At 57.5% G+C, this 15,006-nt stretch carries 11 protein-coding genes; 6 read left to right on the forward strand and 5 right to left on the reverse strand.

Going from position 1 to position 15,006, the window contains the following annotated elements:
* Window positions 1–118: 118 nt before the first annotated feature.
* A complete protein-coding gene (locus H9I52_RS11875) occupies window positions 119–3,139 on the reverse strand; it encodes a TonB-dependent receptor domain-containing protein (RefSeq protein ID WP_222940494.1) in 3,021 nt (1,006 codons plus the stop codon).
* Between the two features lie 403 nt (window positions 3,140–3,542).
* Here H9I52_RS11875 and H9I52_RS11880 point away from each other — a divergent pair, with 403 nt between their 5' ends.
* Together H9I52_RS11880 and H9I52_RS11885 are read left to right on the forward strand one after the other, a co-directional pair.
* Window positions 3,543–4,619, forward strand: coding sequence for a sensor histidine kinase (locus H9I52_RS11880; RefSeq protein ID WP_187454069.1), 1,077 nt, complete (start codon window positions 3,543–3,545; stop codon window positions 4,617–4,619).
* Window positions 4,616–5,374, forward strand: a complete 759-nt coding sequence (locus H9I52_RS11885) for a LytR/AlgR family response regulator transcription factor (protein WP_187454070.1) — start codon at window positions 4,616–4,618, stop codon at window positions 5,372–5,374. The genes H9I52_RS11880 and H9I52_RS11885 overlap by 4 nt, the downstream gene beginning before the upstream one ends.
* A gap of 96 nt (window positions 5,375–5,470) precedes the next feature.
* Here H9I52_RS11885 and H9I52_RS23245 read toward each other — a convergent pair whose 3' ends face one another.
* Complete coding sequence (locus tag H9I52_RS23245; protein WP_187454071.1) at window positions 5,471–5,818, reverse strand: twin-arginine translocase TatA/TatE family subunit; 348 nt, start codon at window positions 5,816–5,818, stop codon at window positions 5,471–5,473.
* 242 nt (window positions 5,819–6,060) lie between these two features.
* On the opposite strand from H9I52_RS23245, the gene H9I52_RS11895 reads away from it, so the two are divergent.
* Window positions 6,061–7,011: an aldo/keto reductase gene (locus H9I52_RS11895; protein ID WP_187454072.1), complete on the forward strand. Its 951-nt coding sequence runs from the start codon at window positions 6,061–6,063 to the stop codon at window positions 7,009–7,011.
* 287 nt (window positions 7,012–7,298) lie between these two features.
* Window positions 7,299–8,012 (forward strand): DUF421 domain-containing protein, encoded by a 714-nt coding sequence (locus tag H9I52_RS11900; protein ID WP_187454073.1) that lies wholly within the window; start codon window positions 7,299–7,301, stop codon window positions 8,010–8,012.
* A gap of 23 nt (window positions 8,013–8,035) precedes the next feature.
* Here the strand turns inward: H9I52_RS11900 and H9I52_RS11905 are convergent, their stop codons facing one another.
* The 3 genes from H9I52_RS11905 to H9I52_RS11915 all read right to left on the reverse strand — a co-directional run bounded on the left by H9I52_RS11905 (window position 8,036) and on the right by H9I52_RS11915 (window position 10,534).
* On the reverse strand, window positions 8,036–8,602 hold the full coding sequence (locus tag H9I52_RS11905; RefSeq protein WP_187454074.1) for a YceI family protein: 567 nt from the start codon (window positions 8,600–8,602) through the stop codon (window positions 8,036–8,038).
* Window positions 8,603–8,623: 21 nt separating this feature from the next.
* On the reverse strand, window positions 8,624–9,130 hold the full coding sequence (locus H9I52_RS11910; protein WP_187454075.1) for a hypothetical protein: 507 nt from the start codon (window positions 9,128–9,130) through the stop codon (window positions 8,624–8,626).
* A 102-nt stretch (window positions 9,131–9,232) separates the two neighbouring features.
* Window positions 9,233–10,534: a helix-turn-helix domain-containing protein gene (locus H9I52_RS11915; protein WP_187454076.1), complete on the reverse strand. Its 1,302-nt coding sequence runs from the start codon at window positions 10,532–10,534 to the stop codon at window positions 9,233–9,235.
* A gap of 131 nt (window positions 10,535–10,665) precedes the next feature.
* On the opposite strand from H9I52_RS11915, the gene serA reads away from it, so the two are divergent.
* On the forward strand, window positions 10,666–12,561 hold the full coding sequence (serA, locus tag H9I52_RS11920) for a phosphoglycerate dehydrogenase (RefSeq protein ID WP_187454077.1): 1,896 nt from the start codon (window positions 10,666–10,668) through the stop codon (window positions 12,559–12,561).
* Window positions 12,562–13,105: 544 nt separating this feature from the next.
* Window positions 13,106–15,001: a M6 family metalloprotease domain-containing protein gene (locus tag H9I52_RS11925; protein ID WP_222940495.1), complete on the forward strand. Its 1,896-nt coding sequence runs from the start codon at window positions 13,106–13,108 to the stop codon at window positions 14,999–15,001.
* The last annotated feature ends 5 nt before the right edge of the window (window positions 15,002–15,006 follow it).

Here is a 15,006-nt window from a genome sequence, read left to right on the forward strand (position 1 = left end):
CCCAATACAGGCGCTGGCACGAGCCTCCTATGTAAATATTTGATTATAAGATATTTACAAAAAAGGAGCCATCTCGCTATGAGATGGCTCCTTTTTGTTTTTTAGCTAATCAGCCGTTTTAGGGCTGGAGCTTCGTTGGAACTGGAGTACTAACTGGGGCCGGTGTGGTAGCAGGTGCCGAAGTCGGTACGGGTGTGCCGGTTTGGGTAGGCGTTACCACTGGCTGAGCGGGCGTAGCCGGCGTAGTAGTGGGCGTGGCTGTGCTATCAGTAGCAGGGGCCGCTACGGGCGCGGCAGTGCTATCGGAGGCAGGAGCTACGTTAGAAGCCGGGGCAGTACCGGAAGCGGGTACCGTACCGGAAGCCGGAGCTGCATTGGGTCGTACTCCGCTCGGAGCGCCCGTGCCCGGATAGCTACCGGTACGCTGCCCACCGGCGCCACTCGGGGCACCGCTTGGGCGAGCGCCGCCTGCCGGAGCACCGCCGCCTTGCGCACCGCCGCCGCCTTGCAGACCACCGCCCGAAGCGTCGTCACCGCCTTCTTTCAGGTCGTCGTTGTTGACGGACTTCTTACGGCGCGGACGTTGGTCAGCCACGCTCAACTTACCAATGCGGTAGTTGATGTTGATTTTGAAGTTCATGCGGTTCAGCACGTTGGTGCTGTTCTGCGACACCAACGCCGAGTTTACCTCGTTGCGAATGCGGGTATTGGGCGTAAAGAAGTTCTCAGCCCCAAAACCGATGCTGCCTTTTTTCTCGGCAAAATCTTTCTTCAGGCTCAGACTATAGATGCCGAATGCCCCTTGGTAGCCTTGCAGCTGCACCTGCCGACCGCGCATAAACCCGAAGGCCTGCACGCCCCAGCCCTTGCTGAAGTTGTAGTTACCAAATGCGCGGCCGCTCACGACCCAGCCCTCGTTGCGGGCGTTCAGAGTTACGTCGCTTACGTTGTTGCGCAGGGTGGCGTAATACATGTCGGGGCCACCGCTGAGGGTAAATTTGTTGCCCACGTTCACGTTGGCAAACAGGCTCACACCGTAGGCATTCTCCTGGCCAATGTTGGCATAGCTCGTAAGAATGGCGTCTGGAGACAGGGAATAGGCAAGAATTTCATTGGCCGTAACGGGCCGGCGCACCGGTTGAATCGAACCCGTGGTGTTGCGCACGAACGCCGACATGTTAAGCGAAACGCTCTTCAGGAAGGTATTGTAGCCGAGCTCGTAGTTGTTGGTGTACTCGGGGCGGAGCTGCGGCTCGCCTTTGGTAGCACTCTTGGGGTTAGAGGCCTGCAGGTTAGGATTCAGGAACTGAATGGAAGGCCGCTGAATGCGCCGGTTGAACGAGGCCTTTAGCACGTTGCCGTTGGCTAGCTTGCGCGACAGGTTCAGGCTGGGTACCAGCACGCCATACGACGGAATAGAAGTCGTGTCGTTGGTCCGGAAGTTCGCGTCGATCGTCGTGTATTCGTAACGAGCGCCGGCTTTCAGCGTGTAGCTCTTCAGGAAGCTAACCGTATACGCCGCATAGGCCGCGGCCACGTTTTGATTGTAGTTGAACTCGTTGTTCAGGTTGATGCCGCGCGTGCCGCCGGTGGCCAATGGCTCAAATTCTCCATCCAGACCCGGCGATTGCAGATAGGTGTAGGTGCTGTTCACCTTCCGCATGATGTCTTTGCCCCCAAATTCCAGCAGCTGATTGGTTCCGATAGGCGTCTGATAGTCAGCTTGCAGGGTTAGTTCCTGGTTGTAGCTATCGTTCAGGTTTCGAAGCCGATAGGGTGCCGCCAGCGTGCTGATGTTGGCGTTGCCAAACTCGCTGAGGATGTTGCTCGTGAAGTCGTTGTTGCGGTTGTTGCGGCTGTACACGCCCAGCAGGCTAAATTCCTTCTGCGGCGTTTCGGAAGTGTGCGTGTAGCCCAGGCTCAGGTCAACGTTGTTCGACTTGTCGTTGGTCCGCACATTACGATTGCTGCCACTGGCAGCCTGCGTTTCGTTTTGCAAGTACGTGTTAGACAACAGGTTATCCTGGTAGTTAACCGAGTTTCGCAGTCCATACTGCACCGAGGCCGAAATGGAGTTGTACTTGTTGATGTCGTAGTCCCAGCCGAAGTTATAGCGGCCAAATACCTGATTCTGGCGCGTATCGGCCTCTTGCGTGGTGCGCGTTCGCAGCGTGCGCGTGCTTAGGTCATTGTTCAGGATGCTGTAAGTGCGCTGGTCGTTGGAAAAGCTGCCGGGCGTGTTGTAGCCGGCCCGGCCGAAGCCGCCCAGCGAAAAGGCCATTTTGCCCACCCGGTAGCTGCCGTTGAGGCCCAGGTTGGCACCGCGGGTACCACCGCTGACGTCTACGCCCAGGCTTTTGCCCTGTAGGTTGTCTTTCTTGGTGATGATGTTGATAATGCCGCCCGAGCCCTCTGCATCATATTTGGCTGATGGTGAAGTAATTACCTCCACTGACTTGATCTGGTCGGCCGGAATCTGCTTCAGGGCGTCGGCAATGCTGCTGGCCGCAATGGACGAAGGCTTGTTGTTGATGAGCACCCGCACGTTTTGGTTGCCGCGCAGGCTCACATTGCCGTCGAGGTCGACGGAGAGCGCAGGCACGCGCTTGAGCACGTCGGTGGCGTCGCCGCCGCGGGTGGTCTGGTCGTTTTCGGCGTTGTACACCGTGCGGTCCACTTTCTCCGTGATCAGCGCGCGCTGACCTTGCACCACTACTTCTTTGAGCTGCTGGCTCGTGGAAGCCAGCTGAATGGTACCCTGCGGAAAGGCACCGCCTTTTTCGGTTACGACAATGCCTTCTTTTTCAATGGTTTTGTAGCCAATGAAACTGTACTGGAGCTTATAAGTACCGGCCGGCACCTTGGTGAGGATAAACTTGCCATCGTCATCAGCGGCCGTGCCGTCGATGGGCTTGCCCGTGGCCGCATTGATGAGGGCTACCGTGGCAAAAGGCACCGGCTTTTGCGTACCGGCGTCTACTACCGTGCCGGTGATGCGGCCGCTGCCCTCGGCGGCCGGCATGGCGCCGGCGGGCATCTGGGGTCGGGCTGGCCCGGCAGGACTACCGACTTGCGGCATTTGGGCAAACGCTAGTTGGCCACTACCGGCCAGCGTCAAAAGGAATAAAAGCTTCTTCATGGATTTGGTATTCACGCGCCAAGGGACGGCATTGCCTGGCTCAGGTTGCGCCGTCGGCATATCAACAACGGCTTGTAGAATCGGTTTTTTTACACTTCGCAGAGCAAGAGCGATTTGCGTTCGCTCCGTACCGAAGCAATACGCGATTGACGACTCAAAGCAACTGCTCGCGTTCCCAAGAAAGAAGCCTAATAGACAGCAACCCCGCAAACGCCGATGGTTTGGGCGCGCCAGCCGATCAAATTGAGTCGCTAGTAAAGCCCAGCTTCGACGGGCCATTTGGCAGATAAAACCCGGCGTTCGGTCGGCACATTCGGCCCGGCGAACGGTCAGGAAACTGCTTATCCGGAGGTTGGCGTAAGTTTAGCGACTGGTTTTTGCTACGGTCCTTATATTCTCGCTAATGGCTTCTTTCTCCATCCGACGCTACATCTCCCCGCTCATTCAGGTGCTGGCGTGGGGTGTGCTCGGCCTGATGCTGCTCTTGTTTCAGCCCTTGTCGTGGCGCGTGACGCTGCCCGATCAGTTCTGGGTGAAGCAGGGCGTGCTGTTTTGCCTGTGGGTAGGGCTGTTTTATGTCAATGCGTTTGTGTGGGTGCCGCGGCTGCTGTTTCGGGGCCATACGGCATGGTTTATCGTGGCCATCAGCGTTTCGATCGTTATCGTTTTGGGGCTCAACAACTTGGTCGAGTCGTGGCTGCATCTCCCCGACCTCATGTACCGAGCTTTTCACCCCGAAGGAGGCCGGCCCCGCGGCATGCGCCGGGGCGGCCCATGGTTCGACATGGGGGCTTTGCTCATTACGCTGCTGGTGCTGGGCATCAGTACCAGCGTGACGGCGGTGCAGAAGTGGCAAAAAGACGCCCAGATCAGGCAAGACCTTGAGCAGCAAAAGGTTACCTCCGAACTCTCGTTTCTAAAAGCCCAGATCAATCCGCACTTCTTTTTCAATACGCTCAACAACATCTATGCCCTGACGGTGGTAAATGTGGAGCTGGCCCGGCAGGCCTTGCACACGCTCTCGCGCATGATGCGCTACGTGCTCTACGAAACCCAAACGGGCACTACGCTGCTCAGCCAGGAGCTGTTGTTTTTGCAGGACTACATCGCCCTGATGCAGTTGCGCCTGACCGACAAAGTAACCGTTTCCTTTGAGCGCCCCGAACCCATGCACGACGTGCCCATCGCGCCCATGTTGCTGCTGCCTTTCGTAGAAAATGCGTTTAAGCACGGCGTGAGCGCCACGCTGCCCAGCCGCATTTACGTGGCGGTGCGCCAATTCGGACCGACATTGGAGCTGGAAGTGCGTAATACCGTATTCTCCGACAAGCGGCTGTCGCTGGACGAAAGCAACGGCATCGGGCTGACCAACACGCGCCGCCGCCTCGACTTGTTGTACTCCGGTCAGTACCAGCTCGCCGTCACCGAACAGACGCCCGAACAAGAGTATCTGGTGCATTTAACCCTGCAAACCCTATGAACAAGCTCCGTTGCATCGCCGTCGACGACGAGCCGCTGGCCCTCGGACTGGTATGCGCTTTCATCGAACAAACGCCGTTTCTGGAGCTGGTAGGCCGCTACGCCAGCGCCGTAGAAGCGCTCCGGGGTTTGCACGAGTTGGGCGCCATCGACCTGATTTTCCTGGACATCCAAATGCCCGACCTCAACGGCATCGAGCTGGCGCGCGTCCTCGACCGCGGCCGGCCGGGCACAGGGCCGCGCATTATTTTCACGACGGCGTTCAACCAATTTGCCCTAGAAGGCTACCGCGTCGATGCACTCGATTACCTCGTGAAACCTTTTAATTATGAGGAGTTTTTGCGGGCGGCCACTAAAGCCCATGCTTACGCCGGGCTGCTGCAAGTGCCCGCTACGCCAGCGGCGGCGCTCCCTGCTCCGGCTCCGGAGCCCGAAGACGAATACCTGTTTTTGAAGGTTGAATACCAGCTGGTGCGGGTGGCTTTCAACGATATTCTGTACGTCGAAGGGCTAAAGGACTACGTGAAAGTGCATCTGCAAAGCGCCCCGAAGCCCATTCTGTCGCTTACCAGCCTCAAAGCACTGGAAGAAAAACTGCCGCCCCGGCGCTTCATGCGCATTCACCGCTCGTTTATCGTGGCCCTCGACCAGATCCACGCCGTGACGCGCAATTCCGTGCAGATCGGCGAAGTCACAATTCCCGTCAGCGATCAGTACAAAGAAGTCTTCACGCAGTTCCTCAGCCGCTGGACGTAAATTACCTACTTGCGCCGGGTACGAATCCGCGCTACAAGCAAAAGGCCTCTGAGCATGCTCAGAGGCCTTTTGCTTGTAATTATATCTATTTGATAATCAAACAGTTGGATTAAAGTCCTTGTTGTGCTCTTGTGCAGGCGAGAGCACGGGCTCTACCGTTGGCAGCTCGGTTTGAGGAGCCGTGTAGGCCGGAGCAGGCGGAGTCACCGGATAGCTCTGTGGCACCGGAGGCGCCTGATAGTGCGTGGGTTGCGGCTGGCCAGAATTCTCAATTTCGCTGCGAATTTCCTGGGTAGCATCCTTGAATTCGCGAATGCCCTTGCCCAAGCCGCGGGCGAGTTCCGGAATTTTGTTAGCGCCAAAAAACATCAGAAAAACGACCAGAATCAGGATTAGTTCGCTGCCACCGATGTCGCCGAGGAAAAGCAAAAGGGACGTGTGCATAGGAAAATGAAAATGTGGGTGAGAGAAGATGCCTGCCCGGCACGTACGCTGCGGCAGCGGTCTAATTTGCTGAAAGCTAGCGCCTAGCAGATGAGGAACACGTGAACATCCGTTTTCGTGCTCTCCACGTCCAAAACAACTTGCCGGGTTGCTAGTAGTATAACCCGGGTTTGGGCTGGTGGTTGCGCCACAAAGGGTGCCAACCGCCTTGCGGCCCGCAAACATTCATTTCAGAAGTACTTATGCAACAGCGTAAATTAGGAAACTCCTCCCTCTCAATAGCCCCGCTCGTGCTGGGCGGCAATGTATTTGGCTGGACGGCCGACGAAGCTACGTCGTTTTGCGTCCTCGACGCGTTTGTGGCCGGCGGCGGCAATGCCATCGACACGGCCGATGGCTACTCGGTCTGGGTGCCTGGCCACCAGGGCGGCGAGTCGGAAACCATCATCGGCAAATGGCTTCGGCAGCACGGCCGCCGCGACGAGCTCGTAATAGCCACCAAAGTAGGCTGGGAAGTGAACGCCGAGGACAAAGGATTGGCTAAGAACTATATTCTGCGCGCCGTGGAAGGCTCGCTCAAACGTCTCCAAACCGACTACATCGACCTGTATCAGTCGCACAAAGACGACCCCACGGTGCCCGTAGAAGAAACCCTCGAAGCCTACGCCCAGCTCGTGCAGGAGGGCAAAGTGCGCGTGATCGGGGCGTCCAATTTTTCGGCGGCACGCCTGCGCGAGTCGCTGGAAGCCAGCCAGCAGCACGGGTTTCCGCGCTACGAATCGTTGCAGCCGCTCTACAACCTCTACGACCGCGCCGAGTTTGAAAAAGACCTGTTGCCGCTGTGCCAGGAATTCAACGTCGGCGTGATTCCGTACTACGGCCTCGCTTCCGGCTTCCTGACCGGCAAATACCGCTCGCAGGAAGATTTGAAGAAAAGTGCCCGCGGTGGCGGGGTGGGCCAGAAGTATCTGAATGACAAAGGATTAAAGATTCTGGCGGCGCTTGACAAAGTCGCTGAGCATCTGCATGCTTCGCCGGCCCAGGTAGCGCTCGCCTGGATCATGGCGCGCCCCGGCCTCACAGCGCCCATCGCCAGTGCTACCAGCCCCGAGCAGGTGACCGAGTTGCTGAAAGCCACGGAGTTGCAGCTTACCGCCGAAGATATGGAGCAACTCAATCAAGCCAGCGCCTAAAACGGTGATTACCCCAATGCCAAAAGGCCCGCTGCACATGTGCAGCGGGCCTTTTGGCTTTTGTCAAATGCCGTAGGCGAAAGTTGCCGGCAAGCGTTTGGCAATGCTTCCGTTTCTTCCTTCGCAGTAGATTATGCTTAACTGCATCAGCGTCGCACTTTCATAATATTCTCTTTATCAGTACTATAACAAATAATAAAGGCTCGTTTTTCCTTGAGCTCAACAGGGACGAGCGATACCGCGTTATGCGTTAAATTCCTTGTGCGTTTTTTCCCAACAAGCAATTCATGCAAGCCGACGACCTCACTACCCCATTCGATTGGCACCGCATCTGGTGGTCCGAAACGGAGCCGCCGCTTTTTCTGCTGGAAGTAGCTTTTCGCTGCATCGTGACCTATCTGCTCATCATTGCCACGATGCGCATCACAGGGCGGCGACAGGTTAAGCAGCTGTCGCTCTTTGAGTTAAGCATTATTCTGGCCCTGGGCTCGGCCGCCGGCGACGCCATGTTTTACCCCGACGTGCCGCTGCTGCACATTCTGGTGGTGTTTGTGGTGGTGGTGGCGCTGTATCTGCTGTTCAATCGCCTGACCGAGGTATATCCGAAGTTCAGCGACTGGCTGGAAGGCAAGCCGGTGTGCCTGCTCGCCGACGGCGTTATTGTCAAGAAGGCCCTTGACGGTCAGAATCTTACCCAAAAGGAGCTTTTCGGGGAGCTTCGCCAGCAGCAGGTAGAGCACTTGGGGCAAGTGCACAAAATCTACCTCGAAGCCACCGGCGACATCAGCGTGTTCTTCTTCCCGGATGAGCAAATGCGGCCCGGTCTGCCGGTATTTCCTGAGGTGATCGCCAGAGCCAAGCAGGCGATCGAGCAAACCGGCAGCTACGCGTGCAGCACTTGCGGCCACGTCGAACGCCTGGAGCCGGCTTCGCAACACGCGTGCCTCAATTGCGAAGAGGACACTTGGGTGCTGACGTGCGCTACCAAGCGCATAACGTAGTAAAATATACAATTGATAATCAACTACTTATTCATGCTGACCGGAACGCCAACCACGTCAAATTTCAGCTGAAATTCGTTGCGAACGGCGTAGCTGCCGAGGTTCTGGAAAAAGCTGCTCGAATTGTAGTTGACACCAAACTGCGTACGGTCAATCAGGGCTGTGCCCTGCACGTGCAAACCGTCGGCTTGCGCAACCACGGCCATGGGAAACCGGACGGGCCGGGTGATGCCTTTTACCGTCAGTAGCCCCGAGGCCTGCCCCTGCGACACGCTGCGCAACACAAAAACGGCGGTGGGAAAGCGTTGAACATCAAAGAAATCTGCGCTTCGCAGGTGTTCCTGCAACTTGGCGTCGGCGTGGGCCACGGAGGTCATGTCGAACTCCAAACGGGCTTGACGCAGCGCATTGCCCGCATACTCGAAAGTGCCGCTGTGCAGCTTTAGCGTGCCGGAAGGAGCCCACGTGCCCACTTCGGCGTAGCCCGTCCAGGTGAGTTGGCTCGTAGCAGGTTGAATTTGGTAGGTGCTCGCAACCGGCCGAAACGCCAGGCAGACTACTGCTAACACGATAAGAAATACATGTTTCATAACTTTTTGATTATCAATTATTTATCTTACGTTAGCTTCTGTCTCTACCAGGCCCATGCCTTTGTAGAGGTTGCCGTTTTTATCTTTTGCCAGCACATACCATAGGGCATCACCTCCATACAGGCTCTTGGCGCTGGTGGCGTAGCGGTAGTTTTTGGCAAACGTGTACGTGGTGCCAGCGCGCAGCTCGGCTTTCGGACAATGGAAGAGCTGCGCGAACTCCTCGGGCGTTTCTCGCATGTTCGCCTTCCATCCCTGTTGGTCGTACCAGATAAAGCTCCCGCATTCAACCACTTGCAGATCAGCTACTTCGCTGCGCACCATAGTCTGGTGTTTCCAAACGTAGTGACCGGCTTGGGCCGAATCGGGCTGCGGATAATTGGGGTTGGGCGTGTGCCAAAGCGTGATGCCCACGGGCACCTGCCGGAGCTTATCAGGCAGCACGCGGGTCTTGTCGGACCAAGCCGACTGGGCAAAAGAGGCGCTGGCCGACAGTGCCAGCGCCAGCACCAAAAAGCAGTTTTTCATGACCGTATTGTGTTGAGGATGAATACGGTCCGAATGTGGCAGATCCGGGAAGGCCGCGCGCCCCACTTCCGGATGTGGGGCGTACCGATGCATGATGTGGGACTACGTGCGGCTGAAATCGCGGGGCGCCACGCCCGTAAACTGCTTGAAGATGCGGTTGAAAGTGGTTTTTGAATTGAAGCCGCTCTCAAACGCAATGCCCAGCAGCGTAAGCCGGGCGGCATCGTCGGTGGTGGTGAGGCGGCGCTTCACTTCCGCCACTCGGTAGCTGTTAACTAAGTCGTTGAAAGACTGGTTGAAGCCGTTGTTGATGGTGGATGAGATCAGCCGCGGCGGCAAGCCGAGATGCGCCGCAAGCTCGGCCAACGTCAGCGTGGGATTGCGGTACAAGTGCTCGTCTTCCAACGCACGCCGCAGCCGTTCCATCACCGCCGGATCGACGGTGGCCGGTTCGCGGGCAGGCGACGCGGCCACCGTCTGCGCCCGCGTTGTGGTAGAAAATGCCGTTCTCGATTCGGGGGCGGTAGCTAAAGCGGCAGCATCCTTCGTCGGCTCGGGCTCTTCGGGGGCGGGCGAAAAGTCAACTACTTGCATATCCGCTTGCCGCAAGCCCACGACACCGATCATAAACACCACTATTCCCAGCAGCTCGGTCGAGTAGTCGTAGGTGTAATACCGGCCAAAGAATTCGCGCAGCACCACTTCTCCCAGCCACTGCGCGCTCACGACGGCCAAGGCAATCAGGAGTACGCGCAGCCATTGCAGCCGCAGCTGAGAGGTTTCAGAAAAGTTGTCGGCCAGCCAACGCCGGTACTGCCGCAACAGCCGCAGGCTGAGCCCCAGGTAAATCAGCAGCGAGAGCCACGTCCCGATAAACTCGATCCGGTAGGTATACGGCCGGTGCACCGTTTGCCAGAACCAAGTGCGAAACGCGTAAGATTCGGTCCGGAGCCACCAGTACAAACTCGCCTGTATGGCCACGGGCACAAAATGCCACAGGTGTCGAGGCCTAAATACAAAGCTCTGTTTAACAAGTCTTTGTGCATAAAAATATAGCAGAGGCCCGAACGCAAACGAGTAGAAAATGGGCGCGAAATACCAATTGGGGTCTTGGCTGTACACCCCAGAAACTCGAAAAAAGCCATCCAGCAGCCACAGTGCAATGGCCAGCATGAGCAGGGCCAGAAAACGGTTGGGCAAGCGGTTGTGACGCGCAACCCACAACAGGCCGGCCGCGAACACCGCCTGCGCCACCACGGCAAAAAGAAGCACAACCAGCAACGTAACCTTAACCTGCATAAACACAAGCAGTAAGCCTTCGGCAAAGCACTGATTTACAGTTGCATCGCTGCTACTAAATTGTTGCTTCAGACGCCCGGTCAGGAAGAGGATTTGCTCTGGCATTTTAGGATGAAAACAAACGCCCATTCAACCCCAGATAAGCGGGGCAACGGCCTCTTGCTACGGGTGGGAGTTGGCTGTTCGGTAATTTTTAATGCGGCGGTCAGGCGATTCCGTCCGATATTGCCCGCACTATGGCCGACCCGCAACTCCCCTACCTCCTCATCGACTTCGACAGCACGTTTACGCAAGTAGAAGGCCTCGACGAACTGGCCGACATTGCCCTGCAAGGCCATCCCGATCGCGAACGCATTGTGGGCGAAATCCGCGCCCTCACCGATAGCGGCATGAACGGCTCGATCTCGTTCAGCGAATCGCTGCGCCGCCGCCTGGGCCTGCTTAGCGCGCGCCGCGAGCACTTGCCGTTGCTCGTGGAGCAACTTAAAACCAAGGTTTCGGACAGCATTGTGCGCAACCGGGGCTTTTTCGAGCAGTTTCGGGGCCGCGTGTACATCGTTAGCAGCGGATTTCGGGAGTTTATTGAGCCGGTAGTGGCCGATTTTGGCATCGACGCCGATCATGTGCTGGCCAATACCTTCACTTACGATGCCGACGGCCGCATCACGGGCTTCGACCCTGAGAACGTGCTCAGCCAGGACGGCGGCAAAATCGAGCAGCTCCGCCGCCTCGATCTGCAAGGCAAAGTGTACGTGATGGGCGACGGCTACACCGATTACCAGATGCGCGAATCGGGCCTTGCTGACCGCTTTTACGCCTTCACTGAAAACGTCAGCCGCGACGCCGTGGTGGCCCGCGCCGACGAAGTTGTGCCTACTTTCGACGAGTTTTTGTACCAGAACAAGCTTCCCATGACGCTCTCTTACCCCAAAAACCGCATCCGCGTACTGTTGCTCGAAAACCCCGATGCCCGCGCGGCCGAACTGTTTCGCGCCGAAGGCTACCAAGTGGAAAGTGTGCCCGGTGGCCTCGACGAGGATGAGCTCGTGGAGCGCATCGAAGGCGTGAGCATCCTGGGCATTCGCAGCAAAACCAACGTGACGCCGCGCGTGCTCGAAGCAGCCAACCGCCTCATTGCGGTGGGCGCGTTCTGCATCGGCACCAACCAGATCGACCTGGTGGGCTGCATGCAAAAGGGCGTGGCCGTATTTAATGCGCCATTCTCTAACACGCGCTCGGTGGTAGAACTGGCTCTGGGTGAGATCATTGTGTTGGCGCGCCGCATTCCGGAGAAGAACCCCAAAATGCACCAGGGCGAATGGGACAAGTCGGCCAAGGGCTCGTTTGAGATTCGCGGCAAGAAGCTTGGCATCGTGGGCTACGGCAACATCGGCTCGCAGCTTTCGGTGGTGGCCGAAGCCGTGGGCATGCAAGTTTACTATTACGACGTGGCCGAAAAGCTTCAGCTCGGCAACGCCGTGAAGTGCCGCACGCTGCAAGAGCTGCTCCAGCAGGTGGACGTGGTGACGCTGCACGTCGATGGCCGCAAGGACAACACCAACCTCATTGGGGCCAAGGAATTTGCGCTGATGAAACCCGGCGCGCTCTTCCTCAACAATGCCCGCGGCCACGTGGTGGACGTGCCGGCTTTGGCGGCTGCTCTGCGCTCCGGCCACTTGGGCGGCGCCGCTGTCGATGTATTTCCGCACGAGCCCAAAACCAACCAGGAGGTATTTGAAAGTGAGTTGCGTGGCCTGCCTAACGTGCTCATTACGCCCCACATTGGGGGCAGCACGGCCGAAGCCCAGCGCAACATTGCCGAATTTGTGCCCGAACGGATCATGAGCTACATCAATACGGGCAACACGCAGCAGAGCGTCAATTTCCCTAATATCCAACTGCCTCAGCAACAAGCACATAGACTTATCCACATTCACGCTAACGTACCCGGCGTGCTGGCGCGCATCAACAACGTGCTGGCCAACCGCCACGTCAATATTCTGGGGCAATACCTGAAAACCAACGAGCACATCGGCTACGTGATCACGGATATCGACAAGGAATACGAGCAGGAAGTGATTGGCGAGTTGCGCAAGGTCGAGCACACCATTAAGTTTCGGGTGCTGTATTAATCCTAGACGCGTCCATGCCTCAAGCGGCCCTTCGAAACGGTGTTTCGAAGGGCCGCTTTTTGTTGGCAGGCACCGGCATTTTGGCGGTTTTGGGCCAAATATATTTCAGGTGCTATCACATGATTATGTGAGCGCTGGGTGTTATATTACAGTATTAAAATATACATATTTGTCTGCCGTAACCGCTTGAGCTGTTGCGACCTGAGTTGCTGAGCTTCGTGTGCTGGCCAATGCCGGGCTGGCTGTTTTCCTGACTGCTTCGATTGACGGACGTTTAGCCGGGCCAGCGTCTTTGCTACCGCCCCGCTTGCACCTGCGCTAGCCTCTACACACCTCCTTATTGCTCCGCTCCGACGTGCCCAGTTACCGGGTATTTGTCTGCTGGCCTACGCCTGGGCGGAACACCCTGTGCTTTTGCAGTCAGGACAGGAAGGCGCGTGGAAGGCTAGCGAACCCGTGCCTAGCCCACGGCTTGCGCTACTAAAAACTGCTTTCCCGCTTCCTATTGCGCGCTAACTCCTTATTTACTAACCCTTTATTCACCATGAAAACCGCAAAGCAAGATTTACTGGCCGCTCAGCTGGTTACGCCCGCTGGCCGCGCCAAACTGCAGGCTGCAGGCTGCATGCCCGTTCCGCCTGCTCCGGAGCTCAAAGAAAAAATGAATAAGGAACTCGAGAAGCTCCGCAAGCGCGACATCGTGATGTCTAACACCATCACCTTCAAGCGCGAAGAACACGTGGGCCTCGACGACGGCCTGATTTACCCCGGCAACTTGTTTCCGCTGGGCACATCGGCCAGCGTTGCGCGAGGTGCCGGGGCCGAACGCGCGCCGCTCACCGGCGTGGTACGCGTGATTGTTGTGCTCGTCAATTTCAGCGATAAAGCCATCGGCCAACCAGCCAAGCACTTCAGCGATCTGTTTTTCTCGTTGGGCGTCATCGGTACGGGCAGCGTGCGCGAGTATTACCGCGAAGTGAGCCACAACATCATTGATATTCAGGGCGAAGTAGTGGGGCCGGTTACGCTGTCGCACCCCATGAGCTACTACGCCCACGGTGCCAGCGGCACGGGCGGCACGCTGCCCAATGCCCGCACCATGGCGCAGGAAGCGGCTCAGCTCGCCAATCCCACCACCAATTTCGGTGTGTACGACAACGATGGCGACGGCTACGTCGATGCCTACATTGTGATCCATGCCGGCTCGGGCGGCGAAGTGACGGGCAATGTCAACGACATCTGGTCGCACAAATGGGTACTTCCCTCGCCCTACGCCGCCGATGGCAAAACGATTTATGCGTACCTGACCGTGCCCGAAGACTGCCGCACCGGCGTGTGCGCCCACGAGTTGGGCCACTTGCTGTTTGGCTTCCCCGACCTGTACGACAGCGATTATTCGAGTGAAGGCATCGGCAACTGGTGCCTGATGTCGGGCGGCAGCTGGAACGGCGGCGGCAACCGCCCGGCCCACCCTTCGGCCTGGTGCAAAGCCAAGCAGGGCTGGGTAAGCGTCGTCAACCAGACCACCAACGCTACGGTCAGCATTCAGGATGTAAAATCGGGGTACAAAGTGTACCGGCTCTGGAAAAACGGCGCGGCCAGCACCGAATACTTCCTGGTGGAAAACCGCCAGAAAACCGGCTTCGACGACAACCTGCCGGCCGGCGGACTGCTCATCTGGCACATCGACGATGCCGTCACCAGCAACACCAACGAAGCGCATTACCAAGTGGCTCTTATTCAGGCAGATAACAAAAAAGACCTGGAGCTCAACCACAACCGCGGCGACGGCGGCGACCCTTACCCCGGCTCGGCCAACAACCACACCTTCAACGGGTCTTCTTCGCCCAACTCCAACTCCTATGCGGGCGTGAGTACCTGCGTGGGCGTCACGAGCATCAGCGCGCCCGGCGCCACCATGACGGCCGCCTTGCAGGTGAAGTGCAAAGTGATTGTCAAGGAGTTTAAAGACGGAAAGGAAATCAAGGAGAAGGATATTAAGGACAAAGAAATCGCGAAGGAAAACAAGGACCTGCACAAGGACGTCAAGGAAACGATCAAGGACATCCATCCCGACAAGACCCTGATCAGCGACAAAGCGACGGCGAACGATAAAACCGTCATTTCCGACAAGTCCCTCGTGCATGAGAAGGGTGTTGCCGGTGAGAAAGGGCTGGTCGAGCACAAGCTTGGCGATAACAAGCTGGGTGACAATAAATTAGGCGAAGGCGGCGGGGGCCTTCACCCCAGCGTCGAAGGCCGGCTCAATCAGCTGGAGCACCGCCTGAACACGCTGGAGCCCTTCATCGGCCGCTCCCTGCGCCCCGACCTGAGCACGGGCGCTTATTCGCAGGAAGATGATGCCGCGGCCCAAAACCCTGAGCTGGGCCCGCACGCCAAGCGCAGCATGGATACGAAGGCGCCGGATATGCCGCAGTAGCCCGG

The sequence above is a fragment of the Hymenobacter sp. BT491 genome (assembly GCF_014349165.1).
Lineage (GTDB): Bacteria > Bacteroidota > Bacteroidia > Cytophagales > Hymenobacteraceae > Hymenobacter > Hymenobacter jejuensis.

Coding starts and splice junctions, on each gene's coding strand:
- H9I52_RS11875 (WP_222940494.1), bottom strand. CDS start 3,139: ATGAAGAAGCTTTTATTCCTTTTGACGCTGGCCGGTAGTGGCCAACTA.
- H9I52_RS11880 (WP_187454069.1), top strand. CDS start 3,543: ATGGCTTCTTTCTCCATCCGACGCTACATCTCCCCGCTCATTCAGGTG.
- H9I52_RS11885 (WP_187454070.1), top strand. CDS start 4,616: ATGAACAAGCTCCGTTGCATCGCCGTCGACGACGAGCCGCTGGCCCTC.
- H9I52_RS23245 (WP_187454071.1), bottom strand. CDS start 5,818: ATGCACACGTCCCTTTTGCTTTTCCTCGGCGACATCGGTGGCAGCGAA.
- H9I52_RS11895 (WP_187454072.1), top strand. CDS start 6,061: ATGCAACAGCGTAAATTAGGAAACTCCTCCCTCTCAATAGCCCCGCTC.
- H9I52_RS11900 (WP_187454073.1), top strand. CDS start 7,299: ATGCAAGCCGACGACCTCACTACCCCATTCGATTGGCACCGCATCTGG.
- H9I52_RS11905 (WP_187454074.1), bottom strand. CDS start 8,602: ATGAAACATGTATTTCTTATCGTGTTAGCAGTAGTCTGCCTGGCGTTT.
- H9I52_RS11910 (WP_187454075.1), bottom strand. CDS start 9,130: ATGAAAAACTGCTTTTTGGTGCTGGCGCTGGCACTGTCGGCCAGCGCC.
- H9I52_RS11915 (WP_187454076.1), bottom strand. CDS start 10,534: ATGCCAGAGCAAATCCTCTTCCTGACCGGGCGTCTGAAGCAACAATTT.
- serA (WP_187454077.1), top strand. CDS start 10,666: ATGGCCGACCCGCAACTCCCCTACCTCCTCATCGACTTCGACAGCACG.
- H9I52_RS11925 (WP_222940495.1), top strand. CDS start 13,106: ATGAAAACCGCAAAGCAAGATTTACTGGCCGCTCAGCTGGTTACGCCC.